This is a genomic window from Agromyces sp. H66 (assembly GCF_004959775.1).
Taxonomy (GTDB): Bacteria; Actinomycetota; Actinomycetes; order Actinomycetales; family Microbacteriaceae; genus Agromyces.
Genome location: NZ_SJZG01000001.1, coordinates 79236 through 103495, shown reverse-complemented (window position 1 = coordinate 103495; position 24260 = coordinate 79236). Strand labels below are relative to the sequence as shown.

The 24260-nt window shown below is 71.4% G+C and carries 26 protein-coding genes; 16 read left to right on the top strand and 10 right to left on the bottom strand.

Features of this window, described 5'->3' with window-relative positions; all coding sequences use genetic code 11:
• Nucleotides 1–12: 12 nt before the first annotated feature.
• Genes EZM51_RS00530 through EZM51_RS00520 form a run of 3 tightly spaced genes read right to left on the bottom strand, consistent with a single transcriptional unit; the run spans nt 13 to nt 3259 of the window.
• Nucleotides 13–417: a nuclear transport factor 2 family protein gene (locus EZM51_RS00530; RefSeq protein ID WP_136706132.1), complete on the bottom strand. Its 405-nt coding sequence runs from the start codon at nt 415–417 to the stop codon at nt 13–15.
• A gap of 57 nt (nt 418–474) precedes the next feature.
• On the bottom strand, nt 475–1167 hold the full coding sequence (locus EZM51_RS00525) for a response regulator transcription factor (RefSeq protein ID WP_248305382.1): 693 nt from the start codon (nt 1165–1167) through the stop codon (nt 475–477).
• A complete protein-coding gene (locus tag EZM51_RS00520) occupies nt 1160–3259 on the bottom strand; it encodes an ATP-binding protein (RefSeq protein ID WP_136706130.1) in 2100 nt (699 codons plus the stop codon). Before EZM51_RS00520 ends, EZM51_RS00525 begins: the two co-directional genes overlap by 8 nt.
• Before the next feature lie 198 nt (nt 3260–3457).
• Between EZM51_RS00520 and EZM51_RS00515 the strand changes: the two genes are divergently transcribed.
• Nucleotides 3458–3940, top strand: coding sequence for a hypothetical protein (locus EZM51_RS00515; RefSeq protein WP_136706129.1), 483 nt, complete (start codon nt 3458–3460; stop codon nt 3938–3940).
• Nucleotides 3924–5456, top strand: coding sequence for a multicopper oxidase family protein (locus tag EZM51_RS00510; RefSeq protein ID WP_136706128.1), 1533 nt, complete (start codon nt 3924–3926; stop codon nt 5454–5456). Before EZM51_RS00515 ends, EZM51_RS00510 begins: the two co-directional genes overlap by 17 nt.
• 8 nt (nt 5457–5464) lie before the next feature.
• On the opposite strand, the gene EZM51_RS00505 is transcribed toward EZM51_RS00510, so the two are convergent.
• Nucleotides 5465–6340, bottom strand: coding sequence for an RNA polymerase sigma-70 factor (locus EZM51_RS00505; protein ID WP_136706127.1), 876 nt, complete (start codon nt 6338–6340; stop codon nt 5465–5467).
• A 197-nt stretch (nt 6341–6537) separates the two neighbouring features.
• Here EZM51_RS00505 and EZM51_RS00500 point away from each other — a divergent pair, with 197 nt between their 5' ends.
• Together EZM51_RS00500 and EZM51_RS00495 are read left to right on the top strand one after the other, a co-directional pair.
• Entirely contained in the window at nt 6538–7116 is a 579-nt protein-coding gene (locus tag EZM51_RS00500) for a dihydrofolate reductase family protein (RefSeq protein WP_136706126.1), read from the top strand.
• An 18-nt stretch (nt 7117–7134) separates the two neighbouring features.
• Nucleotides 7135–7347: a hypothetical protein gene (locus tag EZM51_RS00495; RefSeq protein WP_211195767.1), complete on the top strand. Its 213-nt coding sequence runs from the start codon at nt 7135–7137 to the stop codon at nt 7345–7347.
• A gap of 289 nt (nt 7348–7636) precedes the next feature.
• Here the strand turns inward: EZM51_RS00495 and EZM51_RS00490 are convergent, their stop codons facing one another.
• Entirely contained in the window at nt 7637–8215 is a 579-nt protein-coding gene (locus tag EZM51_RS00490; RefSeq protein WP_248305437.1) for a helix-turn-helix transcriptional regulator, read from the bottom strand.
• A gap of 105 nt (nt 8216–8320) precedes the next feature.
• Nucleotides 8321–8851 (bottom strand): hypothetical protein, encoded by a 531-nt coding sequence (locus EZM51_RS00485; RefSeq protein WP_248305381.1) that lies wholly within the window; start codon nt 8849–8851, stop codon nt 8321–8323.
• Nucleotides 8852–8984: 133 nt separating this feature from the next.
• On the opposite strand from EZM51_RS00485, the gene EZM51_RS00480 reads away from it, so the two are divergent.
• Nucleotides 8985–10178 carry a histidine kinase gene (locus EZM51_RS00480; RefSeq protein ID WP_211195766.1) on the top strand — a complete coding sequence of 398 codons (1194 nt, stop codon included), beginning with the start codon at nt 8985–8987 and terminating at the stop codon, nt 10176–10178.
• Complete coding sequence (locus tag EZM51_RS00475; protein WP_136706124.1) at nt 10175–10831, top strand: response regulator transcription factor; 657 nt, start codon at nt 10175–10177, stop codon at nt 10829–10831. The genes EZM51_RS00480 and EZM51_RS00475 overlap by 4 nt, the downstream gene beginning before the upstream one ends.
• Nucleotides 10832–10859: 28 nt before the next feature.
• Here EZM51_RS00475 and EZM51_RS00470 read toward each other — a convergent pair whose 3' ends face one another.
• A complete protein-coding gene (locus EZM51_RS00470) occupies nt 10860–11336 on the bottom strand; it encodes a cupin domain-containing protein (protein WP_136706123.1) in 477 nt (158 codons plus the stop codon).
• Nucleotides 11337–11452: 116 nt separating this feature from the next.
• On the bottom strand, nt 11453–11923 hold the full coding sequence (locus tag EZM51_RS00465) for a helix-turn-helix domain-containing protein (protein ID WP_136706122.1): 471 nt from the start codon (nt 11921–11923) through the stop codon (nt 11453–11455).
• Nucleotides 11924–12021: 98 nt separating this feature from the next.
• Here EZM51_RS00465 and EZM51_RS00460 point away from each other — a divergent pair, with 98 nt between their 5' ends.
• Nucleotides 12022–12675, top strand: a complete 654-nt coding sequence (locus EZM51_RS00460) for an NAD(P)H-dependent oxidoreductase (RefSeq protein ID WP_136706121.1) — start codon at nt 12022–12024, stop codon at nt 12673–12675.
• Between the two features lie 153 nt (nt 12676–12828).
• A complete protein-coding gene (locus EZM51_RS00455; RefSeq protein ID WP_136706120.1) occupies nt 12829–15165 on the top strand; it encodes an Ig-like domain repeat protein in 2337 nt (778 codons plus the stop codon).
• A gap of 145 nt (nt 15166–15310) precedes the next feature.
• On the opposite strand, the gene EZM51_RS00450 is transcribed toward EZM51_RS00455, so the two are convergent.
• Nucleotides 15311–15781, bottom strand: a complete 471-nt coding sequence (locus tag EZM51_RS00450) for a hypothetical protein (RefSeq protein WP_136706119.1) — start codon at nt 15779–15781, stop codon at nt 15311–15313.
• A gap of 47 nt (nt 15782–15828) precedes the next feature.
• Between EZM51_RS00450 and EZM51_RS00445 the strand changes: the two genes are divergently transcribed.
• The 7 genes from EZM51_RS00445 to EZM51_RS00415 all read left to right on the top strand — a co-directional run bounded on the left by EZM51_RS00445 (nt 15829) and on the right by EZM51_RS00415 (nt 23110).
• Nucleotides 15829–16350, top strand: coding sequence for a MarR family transcriptional regulator (locus tag EZM51_RS00445; RefSeq protein WP_136706118.1), 522 nt, complete (start codon nt 15829–15831; stop codon nt 16348–16350).
• Nucleotides 16351–16549: 199 nt separating this feature from the next.
• Nucleotides 16550–18838 carry a carbon starvation CstA family protein gene (locus tag EZM51_RS00440; RefSeq protein WP_136706117.1) on the top strand — a complete coding sequence of 763 codons (2289 nt, stop codon included), beginning with the start codon at nt 16550–16552 and terminating at the stop codon, nt 18836–18838.
• Nucleotides 18839–18846: 8 nt separating this feature from the next.
• The gene (locus EZM51_RS20940; protein WP_349236049.1) at nt 18847–19107 is read left to right on the top strand and encodes a YbdD/YjiX family protein; all 261 of its coding nucleotides are present in this window, start codon (nt 18847–18849) and stop codon (nt 19105–19107) included.
• 16 nt (nt 19108–19123) lie between these two features.
• Nucleotides 19124–20296, top strand: coding sequence for a histidine kinase (locus EZM51_RS00430; RefSeq protein ID WP_136706115.1), 1173 nt, complete (start codon nt 19124–19126; stop codon nt 20294–20296).
• Nucleotides 20293–21069 (top strand): LytTR family DNA-binding domain-containing protein, encoded by a 777-nt coding sequence (locus tag EZM51_RS00425; RefSeq protein WP_136706114.1) that lies wholly within the window; start codon nt 20293–20295, stop codon nt 21067–21069. The genes EZM51_RS00430 and EZM51_RS00425 overlap by 4 nt, the downstream gene beginning before the upstream one ends.
• Nucleotides 21066–21485 carry a heavy metal transporter gene (locus EZM51_RS00420; protein ID WP_136706113.1) on the top strand — a complete coding sequence of 140 codons (420 nt, stop codon included), beginning with the start codon at nt 21066–21068 and terminating at the stop codon, nt 21483–21485. Before EZM51_RS00425 ends, EZM51_RS00420 begins: the two co-directional genes overlap by 4 nt.
• On the top strand, nt 21482–23110 hold the full coding sequence (locus EZM51_RS00415) for a cation acetate symporter (RefSeq protein ID WP_136706112.1): 1629 nt from the start codon (nt 21482–21484) through the stop codon (nt 23108–23110). The genes EZM51_RS00420 and EZM51_RS00415 overlap by 4 nt, the downstream gene beginning before the upstream one ends.
• Here the strand turns inward: EZM51_RS00415 and EZM51_RS00410 are convergent.
• A complete protein-coding gene (locus EZM51_RS00410; protein ID WP_136706111.1) occupies nt 23005–23580 on the bottom strand; it encodes a TetR/AcrR family transcriptional regulator in 576 nt (191 codons plus the stop codon). The genes EZM51_RS00415 and EZM51_RS00410 overlap by 106 nt on opposite strands.
• A 274-nt stretch (nt 23581–23854) precedes the next feature.
• Between EZM51_RS00410 and EZM51_RS00405 the strand changes: the two genes are divergently transcribed.
• Entirely contained in the window at nt 23855–24226 is a 372-nt protein-coding gene (locus tag EZM51_RS00405; protein ID WP_136706110.1) for a hypothetical protein, read from the top strand.
• The last annotated feature ends 34 nt before the right edge of the window (nt 24227–24260 follow it).

Below are 24260 nucleotides of genomic sequence, written 5' to 3'. Positions count from 1 at the left end.
CCCGTCCGAGCGTCAGCCGGGCAGTTCCACCATGTAGGAGACGATCTCGGTGACGCGTTCGTCGTCGAAGTCGTACACGTCGCACGCCGCGACGACCGACACGCTGCCGTCGGCGCCGGTGTACCTCGCCAGGCTCTCGACCGCCACGCTCTCGTCGCCGACCACCGTGCGGAATCGCTGGAACTCGGTCGTCACATCGGTAAGGCCGGCGGCGGTGCGCTCGCAGGCCTTCTTCACGGCCTTCCGCCCGATCAGCGGCTTCTCGCCGACCCTCGTCCAGACGACATCGTCGGTGAGGTGCGGCAGCGCCTGGTCGAAGCGGTGGCTCGAGAACGCGCGCGCGATCTTCTCGATCTCGGTCGTGACGACGTGCTCGGTCGTGTCGGTCGCGTCGGTCGCCTCGGTCGTGAGGTCCATCTGGCCTACCCCCTCGCGCGGCATCCCGCGCCGTTGCGGATGATCGATGCCCTCAGCCTACGACGCCGTCCGGCCGCCGTCATTCTGCAGGAATGCGAGCACGGCCGCGACGCGCCGATGCACGCCGCTCACGGGCAGCCGCAGCTTGGAGAAGATCGCGTTCACGTGCTTCTCGACGGTCGAGGTCGACAGGAACAGGGCCTGCTCGATGCCGGCGTTCGTCTTGCCGGCCGCCATTTGCCGCAGCACCTCGAGCTCACGCGGCGACAGGGCCGCGAGCGGGCTCGACGCTCCGGCCACGCTGCGACGGCGCACGAGCGTGTCCACGATCTGCGGGTCGATCACCGAGCCGCCGGCCCGCACCTCGCGGAGCGCATGCACGAGGTCCTCGAGGTCGCCGATCCGATCCTTCAGGAGGTAGCCGAGTCCCGCCGAGCCGTCCGCGAAGAGCGCGAGGGCGTAGCTCTCGTCGGCGTGCTGCGACAACACCACGACCCCGATGTCGGGATGCTCGGCCCGGATCGTGCGTGCCGCCTCGATGCCCTCCATGTGGTGGCCGGGCGGCATCCGGATGTCGGTGAGCACCGCGTGCGGCGACAGCCGCCGCACCGCGTCGAGCAGTTCGGTCGCGTTGCCCGTTCCGGCGACCACGTCGACCTCGCCGGAGTCCTCCAGCAGCCGCCGCACGCCCTCGCGGACCAGGTAGTTGTCCTCGGCGATGACGACCCGAAGCGTGCCCGGCTCATCCAACGGGTGCTCCCTCCCGCGGCGCGCCCGCCGCCGGCGCCACGCCGCCCACCGGCAACTCCACGAGCACCGTCGTACCGGTGCCCGACGGTCCATCCGACGTTACCCGCATCGTGCCGCGGAGCGCCGCGACCCGGTCGCGGATGTTCGCCAGCCCACCCCTCGAAACCGACGCCGGCACGATCGGCCCGATGCCCCGGCCGTCGTCGCTGATCGAGATCCGGAGGCGCCCGTTGCTGCGCGCCATCGCGACCGACGCGTGGGTCGCGTTCGCGTGCTTGGCCGCGTTCGCGAGCGCCTCGCGCACCACGTAGTACGCCGTGGTCTCGACCTCCTCGGGGAACCGCTCGCCACGCACGCTCTCCTCGGCCTCCACTGCGAGGGGGATCGGGAACCGGGCCACGCCCGATTCGACCGCGGCGACGAGTCCGTTGTCGCTCAGCACCGGCGGGTGGATGCCCCGGGCGAGCTCCCGAAGGTCGTTCAGCGTCGCCCGGGCCTGATCCTGCAGCTCGGCGAGTTCCTCGGGCGTCAGCTGGCCGCGCTCGAGACGGTTGCGCGCCAGCCGGAGTCCCGCGATCTGGGCCACGACGTCCTGCTGGATGCCGTCGTGCAGGTCGCGCTCGAGGCGTCGCCGCTCGTCGTCCTGCGCGGCCACGAGCCGTTCTCGCGAGGCGGTCAGCTCGTCGAGCTGCTCGGCGAGCCGGGCCGTGAGCCGCACGTTGGCGACGGATGCCGCGGCCTGGCCGGCCACCGTGCGCAGCAGCGCCCGCTCGGCGTCGCTGTACTCGCCGCGACGGCGCGGGCCGACCTCGATGCGCCCGAGCGTTTCGTCGCCGCGGACGAGGTCGGAGGAGAGCACCGGCTCGTCCCGCGCCGCGGCTTCCTCGTCGCCGGCGATCGCGACCGGCGTGACGAGGTCGTGGTCCTCCGTCGCGATCGTCGCGATCCGAATGCGCACCCAGGAAGAGTGGAGGCCGTCGTGCACCGCCTCCGCCAGCCTGGTGAGCAGATCGAGCGGTTCGCCGGCTCGCTCGAGCTGCGCGCCGAGATCGCCGAGGATCGCGAGCTGGCGATCGAGGTCGGCGAACACGACCCAGTGGATCCAGCGTTGCAGCAGCGACCTGACCGGCAGCAGGAGCAGGGCCGCGACGGTGGTGAGCAGCACGGCGCCGACGGGAGACAGCACGTCGGCGAGGAGCACACCGGGCGCGGCGGTGCCGACCCCGTAGAGCAGGGTGATCAGCAGGTCCGACGACCGGGCGACGAACCGCGATCGGTCCCCCGGCGAGATATCGAAGGCGCCGTAGCGGAGGATGCCGTGGATCGCGGCCAAGGGGACCGCGGCCAGCGAGACGTAGACCGCCAGGTCGGCGAGCCAGTTCGGCGTGAGGAGCGTCCAGAGCGACCAGCTCACGACGGTGGCGAGCACGGCCACCGTCATCACCCGCATGCGCTTGCGCACCTCGGGGTCGCCGAAGAACGCCCGCGCGATGAGCACCGCGATCCCCGCGATCGCCGACGGCCACAGGTACACGATCCATTCGACGATGGGGTCCGCCCATTCGAGCCACGGCACGGCGAACGGGTTGGGGACACCCTCGCCGTCCACGCCGAGGAACAACGGCGTGACGGCGTGCGGCGTGGTCAGCAGCGACAGCGGCGCCACGACGACGGGGAGCCAGAAGAGGGCGACCATGATGCGCTGCCATCTCCGCTCGGGGATCCCGGTCGGGAAGGTGGCGAACATGCTGATGAAGCCCGCCGCAGTGACCGCATCGGCGATGAGCCCGATGAGGGAGAAGGCGGGGAACCAGGGCTCGCGCACCACGTCGACGTTCAATCGCACGAACGTGTCGACGGCGGACCCCACGGCCATGGCCGTGGATGCCCACGCGATGTAGAGCGCCGACCTCGACGTCGACGCGGTCAGCAGCCACATGCCGAACGTGAACAGCGGCAGGATCCCGAGGAGCGGCCACGCGAGTCCGTGGCCCGCGTCGCCGGCGATGAACCCCCGCGCGATCACGGCGTACACGAGCGACGCCGTGCCGAGCGGGGCGAGGGCCGCGAACCATCCCCATCTGCGAAGCACCCTCCCATCGTGCTCCTGTCACGGCGCCTGCGGGAGGGGGCGCTCCACGCCCCGCACATGGCGGCTGGCCTCCATCGGCGGTGCGGCTCGCCGCCATCCGGCATCCGGTTCCCTGCGATCCGCCGACCGTGCGACTCCGGCGAGGGTGGGGAACGAGCGGATGCCGCGACCTGGCGCCGCACGAACGAGGAGGTCTCCATGCGCAAGCTCTACTCGGTCCTCGCCTGGCTCGTCGCCGGCGGGGTCGTCGTCCAATCCGCCGCGATCGCGTTCGCATTCGGGGGCGTGCTCAACCGGGTCTCCGAGGGGAGCGTCCTCGACACGGCGGCCCTCGAGGGCGGCCAAGGTGGCGGCGAGCCCGGATCCGTCGTCCACGCGCTCGTCGGCGGGGTCGTCATTCCGGTGCTCGCGCTCGCGCTGCTCGTGGTGTCGTTCTTCGTACGGACACGCGGGGCGAAGCTGTGGGCGGCGATCGTGTTCGGACTCGTCGTGATGCAGGTGGCCCTGGGCTACGCGGTCGCGGACGTGCCGTTCATCGGGACGATCCACGGCGCGGTCGCCATCGCGATCGTCGCGACGGCGTCGATGTCCGCACGCCGCGTCGGGGAACGGCGAACGGCCGGCGCGGCCGACGCGGGGTCCGAGGTCGAAGGGGCGGACTCCGATGCCGTCCAGGCGTGAACTGATCCGGCGAGCCGCCGTCGCCGTCGCGGTGACCACCGCGCTCGGCGTCGGCGCGCTCGCATGGAGCTCGACGCTGCTCGGCGAGTACTCCGTGATGGACATGGGCCACCCCGCCGACGACGGCGGGAGCCACGGGGAGCACGGGGCGGGCGAGGCCGATGGCGCGGCGGCATCGGGAGCCGGCGGAACCGCTGACGCGGCGAGCGCGGTCAGCGTGACATCGCTCACCGCCGACCCCGACCGTCCCGCCGACGTGCGGGTCGAATTCGTCGCGCGGCAGGAGACGATCGACGTGCCCGGTGGCCGCTCGGTCGACGGGTACACCGTGAACGGCTCGTCGCCCGGACCCGAGCTCCGGGCGAAGCAGGGCGATCTCGTCGAGGTCGTGTTCGTCAACGAGTCGGTCGGCGACGGCGCGACGCTGCACTGGCACGGCATCGACGTGCCGAACGCGGCCGACGGCGTCGCCGGCATCACCCAGGACGCGGTACCCGTCGGCGGGCGGCACGTCTACCGATTCGTGGCCGAGGACGCCGGCACGTACTGGTACCACTCGCACCAGGTCTCGCACGAGCAGGTCGTCGGCGGACTGCTCGGGGCGGTCGTGATCGAGCCCGCCGAGGCATCCACCGCATCGACGGGTGCCGCGCCCGACGTCGATGTCACCGCGCTGCTCCACGTCTATGGCGGGCAGCACTCGCTGAACGGCCGAGTCGGCGACGAACAGGTGGCCGCCGAACCCGGCTCGATCGTACGGGTGCGCGTCATCAACACCGACCAGGGCACCGCGGCCGTGTGGTCGGGCGATCCGTTCCGCGTCGTCGCGATCGACGGGCGCGACGTGCACGAGCCGACCGACGTCGAGGGGCGGCGCCTGCTGATCCCGGCCGGCGGGCGGGCGGATGTCGCGGTCGCCGCGCCTTCCGAAGGCCGTGCCGTGCGGCTGCACGTCGGCGGCGCGCGCAGCGTCGTGATCGGCGACCCCGCGGCATCCGCCCCTTCGGCGCCGCAGCCGGCGGAGTCGCTCGACCTGCTCGCCTACGGGTCGCCGGAACCGCTCGACTTCGACCCGACAGCACCCGACCGCTCGTACGACTACGTCATCGGGCGTCGGTTCGGAATCATCGACGGCCGCCCCGGGAACTTCTGGACCATCAACGGCCGCATGTTCCCCGATGTCCCGATGTTCGAGGTGCGCGAGGGCGATGTCGTGGTGATGCGCCTGCGCAACGACTCGGGCGACGTGCACCCGATGCACCTGCACGGCCACCACGTGGTCGTGCTCTCGCGGGACGGGGTCGCGGCATCCGGCAGCCCGTGGTGGGTCGACTCGCTCGACGCGCGACCCGGCGAGTCGTACGACATCGCGTTCGTCGCCGACAACCCGGGCATCTGGAGCGACCACTGCCACACGCTCCCGCACGCGGTCGACGGGCTCATCGCCCACGTCATGTACGAGGGCGTCGCCACGCCGTTCACGATCGACGGCGATGAGGGCAACCGGCCCGAGTGAGGATGCCGCTACCGGGCGAGTTCCGCCTCCGCGTCGAGCCGGGCCAGCTTGTCGGGGTTCGCGACGGAGTAGATCCGGGTGATGCGCCCGTGCTCGACGGTCACGCTCATCGCGCCGACGAGCGCGCCGTCGACCTCGACCCGGGCGCCCGGCGCGCCGTTGACCCATGCCGGCGTGGCCGTGAGCTGCACGCCGAACTTCTCCATGCCGCCCAGGATGTAGGCCGCCAGCTTCGCGGCGCCCACGATCGGCCGCCGCGCGGCACCGCGGACCTTGCCGCCGCCGTCGGCGACCGAGACCACGTCGGGCGCGAGCACGTCCATGAGCCCCTGCAGGTCACCCGAGTTCACCGCCGCCACGAACCGGGCGACGACCGCCTCCTGCTCGGCGCTGTCGACGACCACCCGAGGTCGGCGCGCCGCGACGTGCTCCTTGGCGCGGTGGGCGATCTGCCGCACCGCGGCCGGCGTCTTGTCCACCGCGGTGGCGATCTCGTCGTAGGGCAGGTCGAACACCTCGCGCAGCACGAACACCGCACGCTCAGCGGGGCCGAGCGTCTCGAGCACGGTCAACATCGCGATCGAGACGCTCTCGGCGAGCTCGACGTCGTCGGCGACATCCGGACTCGTGAGCAGCGGTTCGGGCAGCCACTCGCCCACGTAGTCCTCGCGGCGGCGCGACACCGTGCGCAGCTGGTTCAGCGCCTGCCTGGTGACGATGCGCACGAGGTACGCGCGCGGCTCGCGGACCTGCGCCTGGTCGACCGCCGACCACCGCAGCCACGACTCCTGCAACACGTCCTCGGCATCGGCGGCCGAGCCGAGCATCTCGTACGCGACCGTGAAGAGCAGGTTGCGATGGGTGACGAACGGATCCTCGCTCATAGGGGCGAGACCGGTCCGAGTGCTGCCGTTCATGTCTTCTCCGAGATCGGGTGCGAATCCTCTCGACATGCAGACACCGCCCGACCCGGGAATGTGACACCCCGGGCAGAAGAATCCCCGCCCGGTGTCGATCGGGCGGCGTATCGCTCGTTCATGGGATGACGGGCCGCATCCGGCGCCCGGGACAGGAGCACACCATGGCCACCATCACAGCGTTCGAGAGCGTCACGCTCGACGGCGTCATGCAGGCGCCCGGACGGCCCGACGAGGACACCCGCGGCGGGTTCCGACACGGCGGGTGGGCGGCGCCGTACCGGGACGACGTCGCCGGTCGGTTCGCGGCCGAGGAGATGTCGCGCGGCGGCGCGTTGCTGTTCGGGCGGCGCACCTACGACGACCTGCTCGGGTTCTGGACGACGACCCCCGAACCCAACCCGTTCACCGAGGTCCTGGTGAACACGCCGAAGCACGTCGCCTCGCGGGATCACGACCTCCGTCTCGCGTACCCGAACTCCACCCTCCTCGCCGGCGAGGCGTCCCGGACCGTCGCCGAGCTCCGCCGGACCTTCGACGGCGCGATCACGGTGCTCGGCAGCGGCGAACTCGTGCGGGCGCTGCTCGGCGCGAAGCTCGTCGACGAGCTCGTGCTGCTGCGGCATCCACTCGTCCTGGGAACCGGAACGAGACTGTTCGGGTCGACGCGCGTGGAGTTCGGGCTGCAGCGCACCGTGCCCACCACGACCGGCGTCATCATCGCGAAGTACGCTGTTGGCTGAACCGGCACGGGGATGATGATGCGATACACACTGCTACTGCACTACGCCGAGGAGTCGCCCGAGTCGATCGGCGACGACGTGATCGCCGAGGGCATGCGCCGGATGTCGGCGTACGCCGCGACCCTGCACGCCGCGGAGGTGCTCGTCGGCGCCGAGGTGCTGCAGCCGTCGGCATCTGGCCGACCATCCGGCGGGTCGCGACCTTCACGAGGCTTCTATAGACGCCCGTGAGTGCGTGCAAATGCACCGCGGTCAGGCGCCGAGGTAGGGCAGCGGAGGGGCCGGAGGGGCGTCGGCCAGCCCCGCATCAATGATGTCCTCGAGCATCACGTAGGCGACGTCCTTCGGCAGCTCCCCGGGGTAGAACCGCTCATACAGCGCCTCCGCGTCGTCGACCGTCGTGATGCCGACAGCATGGCCGCCCCGCCGACGATGCGCACGCCACCGGACTCGCCTCTGGCATGCAGCTCACGGACGAGCTCCCTGAGACCCTCGATCATGTCGTCGCGAGTGAGCGTGGTCATGCGCTCTGCAGGGTGGACTCGTCGACGAGAACCCGATGCTTGCCGAACGCGTTCGGGACGTCGCGAATCGAGCGCGCGGACGTCCAACGATTGAGTATCAGCGGCGTCGCCTCGCGAAGCGTGCGGGATTCGTCATCGACCCAGGCGGGCTTGGGAAGGTTCTCCTGCTCGAGCCAGTACTCAGTGACCGCGGCGAGCGCAGCATCCCATGTCGCGGACCCCGTGGGTGGTGGTTCGGCAGCAGCGAGTACGACGCGATCGACTCCCGTCGTCGCGGAGAGGTTGTCGCTGAATCGCAGGAATGCGCGAAGCGCGGCCTCCTCGTCTCCGTCGGCCACCCACTCACCGATGATTCCCCCGGCCTCCACGGAGCCGCTGCGGGTCGTCGGATAGATGCCGACCCGTCGACCGGTCGAGCGCAGCAGGTGATCCACCTTCTCGAGCGACGGGTTCCGGCGGCCCGACTCGATGAGGGACACCGTCGACTTGTCGACGCCGGAACGGCGTACGACCTCAGCCTGCGTCAGACCCGAAGAGGCGCGGGCCGCGCGCAGGAGCGTGCCGGCTCGTGTCATGGCCACCTCCAGAGTGTTTGCGGATACACCAACATTACCACGTCGGGAGTATCGCATCCGTTCATGGGAGCAGTCGCACCGAACCGGCCGGCATCCGGAAGCCGCTCAATGGGCGTTCCGACGACTCAGCGCGGCGATCCCCCACGCCACGAGCCCGGTGACGGCTCCGGCGATCAGCCCGGTGAACAGGCTGCTGACGACCGTGTAGGCGCGGAAGACGAACGCCTGCACCGTGGGGTCGACGTCGACGAGGTTGCCGCCGAGCGCGGGCTCGTTGCCCGCCATCGCGACGTTCCAGAGGAGCAGGTGCACGGCGGCGAGGAAGACGCCGTAGCACGCACCGACGACGAGGAGCGTGAGGAACGGGTTCGGCACCCGTCGCCACAGCACGACCGCGATCCAGACGACGAGCGGGACGAACACGAGCAGGGCGTTGACGAACGTGCCCTCGTCGATGAGATGGAGGTCGTGCAGCACGACGCGCGGCACCGCGAGCAGCGCCAGTCCGACGATCGCCAGGAAGGAGAGGCCGAGCGCTCGATTGCGTCGTGCGGGCGGCACGGCCGGCGCTTCCGCCGCGCTCGGCGCGGTGGGGCGGGGCTGGTCGGGGTGCTGGGATCCGTGTGGTGTGGTCATGGCGTTCACGCTATGAATCGAGCCCGGCCCGCGACATCCGTCGACCGGCGTCTTCTGGGTCGCCGCGGAGCGACATCCCGCGTCGCCTCGAGGCGACTGCACGCGGCATCCGGGCCCGCGTACGCTCGAGGTCATGGCGGAGGATCTCATGCCCGAGTCGCCGAGGCGGTGGCCCGCGTGGGTGGTCGATGCCGTGATCGGTGCCGGCGTCGCCGCCGTGCTCGCCGTGGTCATCACGGCCGACCAGGGCGGCCGTCAGCGCCCCGACGCCATCGCGTACCTGTGGGCCGTCGGGCTCGGCGCCCTGATGCTGGCGCGCCGACGCCATCCGATCGTCGTGCTCGCCGTCACGGCGCTCGGCCTGTTCGCGTACTACGCGATCGGGTACCCCGCGATCGGCCTGGCCGTGCCGGTGGCCGCGGCACTGTACTCGGCGGCGGAGTTCGGGCGACTCGTCCCGTCGATCGTCACCGCCGTCGTCGTGACGGTCGTGTCGGTCGGCTTCCGACTGCTCGAGGGGCAGGCCTTCTCGCTCGTGGTCGGCTACGAGCTCGTGGGGCATGTCGCACTCATGGCGGCCGCCATCGCCCTCGGCGACAGCGTGCGGTCGCGGCGTGCGGCGCAGGCGAGCGCGAGGCTCATCGCCGACCTGACCGCGCGGCAGTTGCAGCAGGCGTCGGACGCCAGGATCCACGCCGAGCGACTCGCCGTCGCGCGCGACCTGCACGACTCCATCGGTCACGCCACCTCGGTGACCTCACTGCACACCGAGGTCGCACGCGAGTCCGTCGGTCGCGACGACGACGCGATCCGCCGTGCGCTCGACGTGATCGCGGCGACCACTGCGACCACCATGGCCGAGCTCAGGCGAACCGTGGCGCTGTTGCGCGATCCGGCCGAGCGCGGGCGCACGGTCATCTCAGTGGCGGATGTCCCGTCGCTCGCCGATGCCGCGCGGGTCGCGGGCTTCGAGGTCGACGTCTCGATCGACGCGCCGGTGCTTCCGCCGCTCGTCGAGGCGGCCGTCTTCCGCATCGCGCAGGAGGCGGTGACGAACGCCGTCCGGCATTCGGGCGGCACCCGTCTGGGCATCGAGGTCACCGCCTTCGACCACGACGTGCGGGTGCGGGTGCACGATGACGGTGCGGTCGACCGCGGCGCCGGCGACCGCGGGACGGGCGACCACGGCGCCGGCGGCGGGGGCGGCGGCCACGGCATCCGCGGCATGCGCGAGCGAGCCGAGTCCCTGGGTGGACGGCTCACCGCCCGCGCCGATCAGGACGGCTTCACGGTCGAGGCCGTGTTGCCGCTCGGGGAGGCCCCGTGATCGGCGTGCTGATCGTCGACGACCAGGCGCTGGTGCGCGCCGGCATCCGGACCCTGCTCGAGAACGATCCCGAGCTCGCGGTCGTCGGCGAGGCGGCGGACGGGCGCACCGCGGTCGCCCAGGCGCGGGCGCTGCGCCCCGACATCGTCCTCATGGACATCCGGATGCCGGTCATGGACGGGCTCGAGGCGACCGAGGCCATCCGCGCCGACCCGGCGCTCGACGCGTCGCGCATCGTCATCCTCACCACGTTCGACGATGACGACGACATCATCGAGGCGATCACGCGCGGAGCGGCGGGCTACCTCCTGAAGGACACGCCCGCCGACGCGCTCCGCAGCGCCGTGAAGACCACCGCCGCGGGAGAGAACCTGCTCTCGCCCGCGATCACCCGACGCGTGATGGAGCACGTCGCCCGGTCACCGGCACCGCCGCCGCCGGCGGCGGCCGCGCGACTCGACCTCCTCACCGAGCGCGAGCGGGCGGTGCTCGTGCGGGTCGGGCACGGCGACACCAACGAGGAGATCGCGACCGCCCTGTTCCTGAGCCCCGCGACCGCACGCACCTACGTCAGCCGCCTGCTCGCCAAGCTCGAGGTTCGCGACCGCACCGCGCTCGCGATCCTCGCCCACCGCGCCGGGCTCGTCGACTGACCGGTCGACGCGATCGCGGCGCGTGCAGTCAGGCGTGCTTGTCGGGTTCGGCCTTGGGCGGCTGCACGCTCCACGACGGCGGCTCGTCGACGCCCGCCTCCTCGTCGCGCTCCGCGTCCTCGCGCGTGGGCTGCACGATGCCCGCCCCGTGATGCACGGGCGCGTAGATGGTGTACAGCCGAAGCGGCTCGTCACCCGTGTTCTCGAGGTCGTGCCACGTGCCCGCCGGCACCTGGATGCTCCAGCCGTCCGCGACATCCTGCTGGAAGGTGAGTTCGTCCTTCGACGGGCCCATCTTCACGCGGCCCCGGCCCGCATCCACCCGCAGGAACTGGTCGGTCTCGGGGTGCGCCTCGAGACCGATCGCCTCGCCCACGGGAATCGACATCAGCGTGACCTGCAGGTACTTGCCGGTCCAGGCCGCGACGCGGTAGTTGGTATTCTCCGTGGTCGCGGTCTCGATGTCGAACGCGTTCGGCTCGGGCCCGTTGTCGGTGATGTCCATCGGTCGTCCCCCTCCTGTTCGGGCACGCCGACCGGCGCCCCCTTCTCTGCTCAGCGTAGCCGCGGCGCGCGGCGCGGCGCAGCCCCGGCGGACGAGAGGATGCCGCGGACGCGGTGCTACCGACGGCTGCGACGCTCGCGCGCAGCCGGCTCCCCCGTCACCGCTCCGAGCACCGCCTCGAGCCCGTCGGCGACCTCGGCGAGCCGGTCGGCGTCGACCGGCGCGAACTCGCGTTCGATCGCCGGGAGGTATGCGCGTGCGGCGGCGAGGAACCGGCGCCGCCCATCGGCGGTGAGCACCGCGAATGCCGACCGCCCGTCGTCGGGGTTCGCCTCTCGGGCCACGAGACCCGCACCGGTCAGTTCGTCGACGAGACGACTCACGCGCGTGCGGCTCAGCACGACCCGCTCGGCGAGCTGCCCCATCGTGAGCCGGCCGCCCCCGTCGTTGAGCTCGAGCAGCACGTCGTACCAGCCCAGCGGCATGCCGCCCTCGCGCGCGACCACCCGGTCGAGTCGGGGCAGCAGCGCGGCGTGCAGGCGCAGCACCGCCTCCCACGCGCGTTCGGCATCGCTCGGCTTCGGCATGCGGCCATCCTATCCGAGATTGTGTGCGTGCGCACGTACATGTTATGGTGGCGCTCATCCTCATTTATGTGCGTCTGCACGCAAGAAAGGATCGGACCATGACCACCCTCCTCCACGTCTCGGCATCGCCTCGCGGCGAGGCATCCGAGTCGCTCGCGATCGCCCGTGCGTTCGTCGGCGCCTTCCGCAAGGCGAACCCCGCGGCATCCGTCGACGAATGGGACCTGTGGGACGGCTCGCTGCCCGACTTCGGACCCGAGGGCGCCGGCGCGAAGATGCGGATCTTCGCCGGCGAGCAGCCCGTCGGCCCGCAGGAGGTCGCCTGGCACCGCGCGCGCCTCGCCTTCGAGCGGTTCGCGGCGGCCGACCTCTACCTCTTCAGCCTGCCGATGTGGAACGCCGGCATCCCGTACATCGCCAAGCAGTTCATCGACGTCGTCAGCCAGCCCGGCATGGTGTTCGGGTTCGACCCCGAGGCCGGGTACAGCGGGCTGCTCGAGGGCCGGCGCGCCGTCGTCGTGTACACGAGCGCCGTGTACGGCGAAGACCGCCCGCCCGCGTTCGGCAGCGACTTCCAGCAGCCCTACTTCGAGAACTGGCTGAACTGGGCGGGGATCACGGATGTCTCGTCGATCGCATTCCGTCCGAACCTCGCCGTCGCCGACGCGGAGCCGGGTCGCTCCGCCGCCCACGAGGCCGCTCGCCGCATGGGTGCCGAGTTCGGCCGGATGCCGCTGCGCCGCGCCTCCTGAGCGGCGTGCGTGGTGATGACGGCGGCGCCCGGATGATCCGGGACATCCGTCTCTGGCCGTCGGGACGCCGCGCGCGGGACCGTCGAGCCGTGACATCCGTCGCCCACGCGCGTCCGCCGGCGCGCGCGGTCACCCGACCAGGAACACGCAGCCATGACACCACCCACCCGCGGCCGACGCGCGAACCGGCTCGTCGCGCCGGCTCCCTCCGCTGTCCACGATGAACACATCGGCGATCCCCGCCGATCCTCACGACGTCGAATCGTCGGCGCAGTCTCCGCGACCGTCGCCGCGCTGCTCACCGCGTCGCTGCTGACCAGCGGGGTCTGGGCCGCTGAGGTCGACACGGCATCGGATTCGGCCGCGGCGCCCGCGGCGCCCGCCGACCGGTCCCCGGATGCCCTGGCAGCGGCCCCGGCGGAGTCGGATGCCACGAGCTCATCGAGCCTCTCGGACGCGTCCCGTGACACGCCGGCGGCCTCCGTCGACTCCGCACCGATCGACCCGGCCGACCCGGCCGACCTCGAATCCGGGGATGCCGCGGCGACCGACGGTGACGCCGCCGAACCCGAGCCCGTGGAGCAGGTGTCCGATCAACCGGCAACTGCCGACTCGATACACGAGGCGGTCACGCCGAGCACCGAGCTGTCGGCGGGGGTCATCGCCGCGGGCGAGGCCCGCGATTTCGTCTTCAGGACGACGGACGCAACGTCGGTGAACGCCTACTCGGTCAGCGACCCGAGCGTGCACCTGTCGCTCATCCCGCCATCGGGCCCGACCGCCTGGGGCGACACGTCCGGTGATGCGGTGAAGCAGCTCACCCTGTCGCTCCAGACTCCGGTCAGCGGCGTGTGGATCCTGCGGCTGACGAACACCGGAGGGGAGGCCGCGCAGGCATCGTACGAGTGGGGCTGGCATACCACACGCACCACGGTGAACGTCGGCGTGCGCCCGTCACAGCCGACGGTCGACGTCACCGCCGGGTTCGCCGTAGACGGCGTCGCACGGCGTGACCTGCAGCCCCGGGCGCGGATCACCGACTCGACGGGCGGTTCCAGCGAGGCGGCAATGACGCTCGAGAACGGAGGCTACCGCGCCCGGTTCGGCACGCTGGAACCGGGTGTCTACCTCGTGAAGGTCTGGGCGACCATCGGCGACGAGACCTATTCGCGCACCGCATCGGCGCTCGTGGTCCCCGCCGATTCCACCGCGCCGATGACCAGCATCACGACCGACCCCGCGAAGCCCGGACCATCCGGCTGGTTCACGCAGGATATCACCGCGACGATCCACGCCGTCGACCACGCCCCGGGAGTCTCCCGGATCAGCTGGCGACTCGATGGTTCCGCAGAGACGACCGGGTACGGCGATTCCATCGCGGTACCCGTCGCCGGCGATGGGACGCACCAACTGGTCTTCCGCGCGATCGATCACCAGGACAACGCGAGCGATCCCGTTGCCGCCACCATCCGGATCGACGAGACGGCGCCGTCGATCGACCTTCGAGCTCCCGCCGACGGTGCTCGATACGACATCGGCGCGGAGGTCATCGCCGACTTCGAGTGCGACGATGCGACCTCGGGCGTCGCATCGTGCGACGGTTCGCTCGCCAGCGGCACACCGGTCGACACGTCGCAGCCGGGTGACCACGCATTCACGGTCGATGCCATCGACGAAGCGGGGAACACCGTCAGTCGGACGGTGTCGTACACGATCGCCGCCGACCAAGTGCCCCCGGCCGTCGAGGTCACGATGCCGGAACAACCGCCGACGGGGTGGTACGACGAGCCAGTCAGGGTGAAGCTGAAGGCGACCGACGCGCACTCCGGCATGGAGTCGTTGGTCGTGCGCATCGACGGCGGCGTGCCCGTCTCTGCCGAGGGGTTCGCATACTCGCACACCTTCACCGCCGACGGTGACCACGAAGTGCAGGTCGAAGCGCGGGACCGCGCGGGCAACACCACCGGCTGGACCCGGATCGACGTGCGCATCGACGGCACCGCCCCACGGGTCGCGCTGCGCTCTCCCTCCGCGGGCACGCAGGGCGCGGGGGACACCGGCATCGCCCGGGTCGAGGTCGGCGGCGAACTCCTCGCCGACTACACGTGCCACGACGAGGTCTCGGGCATCGAGTCGTGCGAGGGCACGGTGCCCTCCGGCCAGGCGATCCCCACCGACGCCGTCGGCACCTTCGAGTTCGTCGTCACGGCGATCGACGAGGCCGGCAACACGACGACGCAGGAGACGATGTACGAGGTCGTCGCCGCGCCGGCGCCGCAGCCGACTCCGGGCAACGGACCGACGCCGCCCCCGGCCGATCCCTCGACGGCACCGTCCGCCGACGGTCAGGGCACCCTCGCCCGGACCGGCTTCGACGCTGGACCCTTCGCCCTGGGCGCGGGATCACTCGCGCTGATCGCCCTGATCAGTGGGGGCGTGCTGCTCCTGCTCCATCACCGACGGCGAAGCCGGAGCACCGGCGACTCGTGATACTGGGCTCGGGATGCCGCGGCAGCACGCCGTGGCATCCCGAGCGGCAGGACTCCTCCTCGTCGGCGGCCGAATTCGAGCCGGCGGCGGAGTTCGAGTCGCCGGCACGAGGAATCGCGGCCGCCGACCGACGATGTCGGCGCGGTCAGGCCGGCTCGGTCGATCGCATGGCCGGGCCGACGAGCAGCGCCAGTGCCACGCCGATCGCGGCCCCGGCGACCGCGAGCACGGCGGTTCCGACGGACACGATCGCACCCGCACCGATCGTGCCGTCGGCGACCGCCGCCAACGGCCCGGCCAGAGCAGCCGCGAACGCGAGCACGGCGGCGACCGACGCGCGGAGCACGGCGGGCACGACCGGGCCGACGATGCTCAGCACGATCGCGGTGAGCCCGAAGACGTTCAGCGCGGGCACGATCGTCGCCTGCGCATGCGCGTACCCGGCGGCTCCGATCGCGGGCCAGCCGGCGGGAGCCCCGACAGCGACGAGGACGGCGACCGCGACGTAGACGACGACCGCCCCGACGCCGATGGCGAGGCGACGCAGCAGGCCGGTGCGGATCCTCCCCTGTCGGGCATCGTCGCCCGATCGGGAATCGCGTGCGAGCGTGGACATTGCTCCTCCAATAGTTGTGTTTTTACAACTGTTGTAAACTAGCACACATGCCCGTCCCCGACGAGGGGGCCATCGCGCCCGAGATCGTGATCGAACGTGCGCTGGTGCGCATCCGGCGCGACCAGCAGGCACGCCGGCTGCACCGCCGGGACGCACGCGACGCCAATGACGCGGGCGACTCACGCGCGCGGGCGGCGGCCGCGGATGCCGCACGCTTCCGTTACCTCGATGCGCTCGACGAGACCGGTGACGGCCGCTCCATCTCGGAGATCGCGGACGCGATCGGCATCGACCGGCCCCGAGCCAGCCGCCTGACGACCGAACTGCTCGCCGATGGGCTCATCCGGCGCACCACGGCGCCCGACGACGCCCGCTACGCGCGCATCGAGCTCTCCGCCGACGGCAAGGAGATCGTCGACCGGGTGCACGACGCGCGCCGCCGAAACGTCACCGAGGCGCTCGCCGGATTCACCGACCAGGAGGCCCGGGTGCTGGCCGAGCTGCTCGATCGGTTCGTCGAGTCGTGGCCCCGCGGGGCATCCGCCGCTCCGCCTCGGCCGCCGGACTGACACAGGCCGGAGGGGCACCCGGACGGTCAGGGCTGCCCCGGGGCGGCACGCAGATCGACGTATCACGCACCGCCATTCGTCGCAGAATCCGACCGCCTGTCGCACGAAGCCGCCGCTGACCGCGACGGGCGGTTCGACGTGCAACGGCGTTCGTAGGGTGACTCACCGTACGCAACGAGGCACTCCGAGGAGGAGCACAATGACGTCGCAACCCCCGCGAACGACGAACGACGGGCATTCCGTCGCCGAACTCGAACCCGATCCCACCCTTCCCCCGACGGCCGTACCCGAGGCCGAACTCGAGCGCGAGCGCAAGTGGACCTGGCCGAAGATCCTGCTCTGGGGCGCCATCGCCCTGGTCGGCGGCATCGCTTGGACCATGATCGCCATCGTGCGCGGCGAGACCGTGAACGCGATGTGGTTCGTCTTCGCCGCGGTCGCCAGCTACCTCATCGGCTACCGCTTCTACGCGAAGGTCATCGAGCGCTACATCGCGCGCCCCGACGACCGGCGCGCCACCCCGGCGGAGGTCAAGGCCGACGGCAAGGACTTCCACGCCACCGACCGGCGCGTGCTGTTCGGCCACCACTTCGCCGCGATCGCCGGCGCCGGCCCGCTCGTCGGCCCCGTGCTCGCGGCGCAGATGGGCTACCTGCCCGGCACGATCTGGATCATCGTCGGCGTCATCCTCGCCGGCGCGGTGCAGGACTACCTGGTGCTCTTCTTCTCGACGCGCCGCGGTGGCCGCAGCATCGGCCAGATGGCGCGCGACGAGCTCGGTCGCATCGGCGGCACCGCCGCGATCGTCGCGTCGCTGCTCATCATGCTCATCATCATCGCGATCCTCGCGCTGGTCGTCGTGAACGCACTCGGCGAGAGCCCGTGGGGCGTGTTCAGCGTGTCGATGACCATCCCGATCGCCCTGTTCATGGGGATCTACCTGCGATACCTCCGGCCCGGCCGCATCACCGAGGTCTCGATCATCGGCTTCGTGCTGCTGCTCGCCGCGATCGTCGCGGGCGGCTGGGTCGCCGCGACCCCGTGGGGCGCCGAGATCTTCCACCTCGATCGCACCACGATCGCCTGGGGCATCATCGTCTACGGCTTCATCGCCGCGGTGCTGCCGGTGTGGTTGCTGCTCGCCCCCCGCGACTACCTGTCGACGTTCATGAAGATCGGCGTCATCGTGATGCTCGCCGGCGCGATCGTGCTCGTGCGCCCCGAGATCTCGGTTCCCGCGTTCAGCGAGTTCGCCGGCGGCGAGCTCGGCCCCGTCTTCTCGGGTTCGTTGTTCCCGTTCCTGTTCGTGACGATCGCGTGCGGCGCCCTCTCGGGCTTCCATGCCCTGATCGCGTCGGGCACCACGCCCAAGCTCATCGAGAAAGAGCGGCAGACCCGCTTCATCGGCTACGGCGGCATGCTCATGGAGTCGTTCGTGGCGATCATGGCGCTCGTCGCCGCGATCTCGCTCGACCGGGGCATCTACTTCGCGATGAACTCGTCGGGCGCCGCGACCGGCGGCACCGTGGAGGGTGCGGTCGCGTTCGTCAACTCGCTCGGGCTCACGGGCGTCAACCTCACGCCCGACGTGCTCACCTCGACGGCCGCCGCGGTCGGCGAGGAGTCGATCGTCTCCCGCACGGGCGGCGCCCCGACCCTCGCGCTCGGCCTCTCGCAGATCATGCAGCAGGCGTTCGGCGGCGCAGCGCTGGCGGGCTTCTGGTACCACTTCGCCATCATGTTCGAGGCGCTGTTCATCCTCACGGCGGTCGACGCGGGCACCCGGGTCGCGCGCTTCATGCTGCAGGACTCGATCGGCAACGTCATCCCCCGGTTCAAGGACACGGCCTGGCGTCCGGGAGTCTGGATCACCACCGCGATCATGGTCGCCGGGTGGGGCTACATCCTGATCCTCGGCGTCACCGATCCACTCGGCGGCATCAACACGTTCTTCCCGCTGTTCGGCATCGCGAACCAGCTGCTCGCGGTCATCGCCCTGGCGGTGGTGCTCGCGATCGTCGCCAAGCGCGGTCGCAGCTACCACCGCTGGCTCTGGATCGTGGCCCTTCCCCTGGCGTTCGCCGCCGTCGTCACCATCACCGCGTCGATGTACAAGATCTTCTCGCCGGTGCCGCAGGTGGGCTACTGGGCGAACCACGTCGCGTTCCGCAACGCACTCGACGCGGGCGAGACCTCGTTCGGCACCGCGCCGACCGTCGAGGCGATGGAGGCCGTCGTGCGCAACACCTTCGTGCAGGGCACCCTGTCGATCGTGTTCGTCACGCTCGCGATCATCGTGCTGATCACGTCGGTCGTCGCCACCGTGAAGGCGTGGCGGAACGGCGGCGGCGAGAACCACGAAGACCCGGCCGTGGCATCCCGTCGCTTCGCTCCCGCCGGACTGTTCGCCACGAAGGCCGAGAAGGCGCTCGAACGCCAGTGGGCCGCCCTGCCCGCCGAGCGGCAGCCCGAGTCGACCCGCCACTGATGTCCGACGTGACCGACACCACCGAGCGGCGTCCCGCCCGAACCTCCGAGGTTCGGGCGGGCGCCCCCGTCGCCCTCGACCTGCTGATCCGCGGATGCCGCGGCATCGCGTGGTACGTGCACAACTTGATGGGCGACAATGCCTACCGGGTCTACCTCGACCATCACCTCGCGAACCACGGCGCGGAGCATCCGCCACTGACCGAGCGCGAGTTCTGGCGGGAGAGGATGGACGACCAGGACCGCAACCCCGGGGCCCGCTGCTGCTGACGTGACGAGGAGGCGCATGATCGACGCCATGTGGCTTCCCGTCGTCGCCGCGATCAGCGTGGCGGTCACGCTGCTCGCGCAGCTGGCCTGGCGCCTCGCGCGCGGCTCACGCGACCTCGGCAGCGACGCGGAACGCGCCACGTTCCGCACCCTCTCGCTCGCGTCGCGGGCCGCCGTGCACCTGCGCGGCGGCCTCGACACGGGCGAGGCGCACCGGGCGGCGCGCTCGCTGAAGGCGCTCCTCGGCAGCGACGCGATCGCGATCGCCGACCGGAACGGCATCGTGTCGGTCGACGGGCGGCTCGACCTCGGGCCCGAGGCCTGGCAACTCGCGTCGGGCGTCATCGAGACGGGCCAGCGACAGCTCCTCTCCACGAAGGCCGGCGACGCGGTCGGAGCGCCCATCATCGCCAACGGACGCGTCGTCGGGGTGATCGTCGCGTTCGCGGCGAAAGTGCGCCCCCCGCTCGTGCGGGCCACCACCGAGGTCGCGAAGTGGAGCGGCGCGCAGATCGAGCTCGGCGGGCTCGAGGCATCCCGAGCCGCCCTCGCCGAAGCCGAACTGCGAGCCCTCCGCGCGCAGATCAGCCCGCACTTCGTCTACAACGCCCTCGGCGCCATCGCGTCGTACATCGGCACCGACCCCGAGCGCGCGCGAGACCTGTTGCTCGACTTCGCCGACTTCATCCGCTACACGTTCCGACGCCAGGGCGAGTTCACCACGTTGGCCGAGGAGCTCAAGAGCGTGCACTCGTACGTCGAGCTCGAGCGCGCCCGCTTCGAGGAGCGACTGAGCGTCACGCTGCGTATCGCCCCCGAGACGCTCGCGACGGTCATCCCGTTCCTCAGCCTGCAGCCGCTCGTCGAGAACGCCATCCGGCACGGGCTCGAGCCGCGCGAGCACGGCGGCACCGTCGTGATCTCCGCGGTCGACGACGGCACCCACACCGAGATCACGGTCGACGACGACGGCGTCGGCATGCGACCGTCCGAACTCCGCGCGCTGCTCACCGACAGCGAGCCCACCGACCACGTGGGCCTGCGCAACGTCGACTCGCGCATGCGCGGCATCTACGGCGACGACCACGCGCTCGTGGTCGAGACGAACCCGGGGGCCGGGACGATGGTGCGCATGCGCATCCCCAAGTCCCAGCCCTTCAACGAGACGGAGAGGCAGGTGGTCGGATGACGGCCGCTGACGCGGGCGCTCGCGCGGGAGATGCGGCGACCCGCACCATCGACGTGCTCATCGCCGACGACGAGCGCCCCGTGCTCGACGAGCTCGAGCTGCTGCTGCGCCGCGACACCCGGGTGGGGCGGATCTGGCGGGCCTCGTCGGGCTCGGGGGCGGTGCGCCTGCTCGCCGAGCACGGGGTGGACGCCGCGTTCCTCGACATCCACATGCCGGGGCTTTCGGGGTTCGACCTCGCCCGCGCGGTGTCGCGGTTCAACGTGCCGCCCGCGATCGTGTTCGTCACCGCCGACGAGGCGGGCGCCGTGGAGGCGTTCGACTTCCAGGCGGTGGACTTCATCCTGAAGCCGATCCGCCGGGAGCGGCTGCAGCGCGCCGTCGGGCGGATCCTCGCGGGCCGCGACGCGAACGCCGAGCCCGACCCGATCGCCGACGAGTCGATCGCCGTGCGGATCGGCAACGTCATGCGCGTCGTGCACCGAAGCGACGTGCGCTGGGTGCAGGCGCAGGGCGACTACTCCCGGCTCGTGACCGAGACCGACAGCCACCTGATCCGGGAGCCGATCTCCGACCTGGAACTGCGGTGGGCCGACGCGGGCTTCATCCGCGTGCACCGCTCGTACCTCGTCGACCGCCGCGCGATCACCACCGTGAAGCTCATCGGCGCGCACCCCACCCTCACCGTCGCCGGAGAGGAGATCCCGGTCAGCCGCCGGTCGATCCCCGTCGTCCGCGAGGCGATCCTGCAACCCCGCGAGGAGCGACGGTGAGCGATCCGGATGCCACGCGCACGGCGCCCGCCGCCGACCGTCGGCACCGGCCGGGGCGACCGGCACGCGAGCGCGTCACCAGCGTCGACCGGCCCGCCCCGCGCACCGAACCGCTCGCCCGCGCCGGCCGGGCGCACGTGAGCGAGGCCGAGACGCTCTTCACCCGAAGCCTCATGCGCGCGCAGGGCCGACTCGCGCTGGTCTTCGTCGTCTCGTTCGTCCTGGCCGTCGTGCTCGTCACGTTCGTCATCAGCGGCATCCCGTCGCTGCACGACCAGTCGATCGCCGGCGTCCCCCTGCCGTGGTTGATCCAGGCGTACGGGTACTACCCGATCATCATCGTCTTCGCCGTCGCCTACACGGTCGCCGCGATGCGCACCGAACGCCGGTTCAGGGCCCTCGTGGAGCACGAATGAACCCGCTGCTGCCCATCGCGGCCATCGCGCTCGTGCTCGTCGTCACCTCGGTGATCGGCGTCTACGGCCTGCGCATCTCGCGCACCACGAGCGACTTCTTCGTGGCCTCGCGCACCGTGCGCCCGATCTGGAACGCGTCGGCCATCAGCGGCGAGTACCTGTCGGCCGGCACGTTCCTCGGCCTCTCGGGCCTCGTGCTGCTCTCGGGCTCCGACGCGTTCTGGTTCCCGATCGGCTACGCGGCGGGCTACCTGCTCGTGCTGATGTTCGTCGCCGCTCCCCTGCGCCGGAGCGGCGCCTACACGATCCCCGACTTCATCCACGCCCGCCTCGACTCGGTCGTCGCCCGGCGCATCACGAGCGTGCTCGTGCTGGTCATCGGCTGGCTGTACATCGTCCCCCAGCTGCACGGCGCGGCACTCGCCCTCAACGTCGTCGCCGACATCCCGCCGTGGGTCGGCGCGGTCACCGTCGCCGTCGTGGTGAGCGGCTCGGTCGCGGCGGGCGGCATGCGATCGATCACGTTCGTGCAGGGGTTCCAGTTCTGGCTCAAGTTCGCGGCCCTGGCCGTGCCCGTGGTCTTCTTCGCGATCACGCTCGGCGCGCACGAGCCGGCGATCGACCCGTCCCTGGTCTTCCCGCCCGAACGGGGTCCGAGCGGACTCGACACGTACACCACGGCCTCGCTGCTCGTCGCGCTCCTCCTGGGCACGATCGGCCTGCCGCATGTGCTCGTGCGCTTCTACACGAGCCCGACCGGCAGTTCGGCGCGATGGACGACCGTGATCGTGATCGTCATGATCAGCGCCTTCTACATGGTCTCGGGCACGGTCGGACTCATCGCCCGGGCGACCGCGCCCGACCTCGCACAGCCAGGCATCGCCGACACCGTGGCGCTGTTGCTGCCGTCGCGGCTGATCCCCGGCATGGCCGGCGACCTGCTCACGGCGCTCGTCATCGCCGGCGCGCTCGCCGCGTTCCTCGGCACGTCGTCGGGCCTCGTGGTGTCGCTCTCGAGCACGGTCAGCCAGGACCTGTTCCGCGGCACGGTGCGCTCGTTCCGCTGGGCGGCGGTGTTCACGACCGCCGTGCCGCTCGTGGTCGCGCTCGCCACCGTCCCGCAGGGTCTCGTCACGTCGGTCGGCACGGTGTTCGTCTTCGCCGCCTCGGCGCTTTCGCCCGTGATCGTGCTCGGCATCTGGTGGCGCCGCCTGACCGCACGTGGTGCGATCGCCGGCATGCTCGTCGGGTCGGTGCTCTGCTCGGGCGCGCTCTTCGCGTCGCCGCTACTCGGGACCGGCGCGGGCCCCGCGGCGGCGCTGCTCGCGCAGCCGGGAGCGTGGACGATCGCCGCCGCCGCGATCACCACCATCGTCGTCTCGCTGCTCGACCGGCGCGCGCCGCTGAACACCGAGCGCATGCTCAGCCGGCTGCACTCGCCCGAGCTGCCGCGCGGCCGAGCGGCGGCGTCGGCTGACCGTGCGGCGGCCACGCGGCGTGGCGCCGACGCGGTCGCCGATCAACGCGTGAGCTCGCCGGTGAGCACCTCGGCGACCTCTGCGGGGGTGAGCCGGTCGGGGCGGGCCATCCACCACGTGATGGCATTGACGATGAGCGCGGCGTGAAGGTGGGCCTGCAGCTCGGCGCGTTCGCGATCGTGGGCGGATGCGCGCGCTCCCCGCGGCGTCTCGAGGAGTCGCCGTCGCAGCGCTTCGGTGAGCCGCGGCACGAGGCTCGTTGCATCCGGGCTGGCGAGCAGTCCGAAGAAGTCCCGATCGGCTTGGATCCTCCCGGCCATGCGCAGGAGCAGGTGGGCGACCTCGTCAGGTCCGGGTCGTGCAGGATCGCCCGCGAGGACATCCGGTCCGAGGAGTTCGAGCAGCCTCGTGTCGAGCACGTCGTCGAGGAGATCGAACTTGTCCTCGTAGTGCTTGTAGAACGTCGTGCGGTGCACCATCGCCCGGTCGCAGATGTCGACGACCGTGATCGAGTCGTAGCCGCGCTGCGCCATGAGCGCCACGAGCGCGTCGCGGAGGTGCTGCTCGGTGCGGCGGCTGCGCAGGTCGACCCGATCGTGAGCGACGTTGTTCGACATTCGCACCCTCCGTGTCGGGATACTCGACGCAGCGGGCCCGGCTGACGCTCGCGGCTCGCCGGGCTCCAGACTACCGTCTCGGCTACACCTGTCGAAATAGTCGACGGATGTCTCCGACAGAAGGGACCGCCATGACCACCGCCCGCCTCGACCCCGCCGTCGCGGCACCGCCCGCGACCCGGCCCGCGCTGATCACTCTTCTGGCGCTCTATGCGGTCACCACCGCGCATCACCTCTACGGAGACTCGCGCTCGATTCGCCGAACCGCCTGCTCGTGCCCGTACTGGTGGGGCTCCCCGTCGCGGCCGCCGTGACGGCGCTCGGGATTTTCGGGCGCACCGGGCGGCGGGCTGCCCTGCAGACGTATGCGACCATCGCCCTCGTGCTCGCCGGCCTCCTCGGCGTCGTGCACAGCGCGTATTCGCACCTCTACAAGGACGTGGTCTTCCTCGCGGGCGGGCCGGCCGACCTCTACGTCCTCCTCAACCCCGACGAGCACTTCCCTCCCGACGACGTGCTCTTCGAGGTGACCGGCGTCCTCGAACTTGGCGCGGCGATCGCCGTGACCGCCACGGCGATCCGCCTGTTGCGATCATCCGGCAGGTCGGCGCACGGGCGGAAGCCGGTCGGCCGCACGGGAACGTGACTCAGGCGCGTGGCGGCGGCTGCCCCTCGCAATG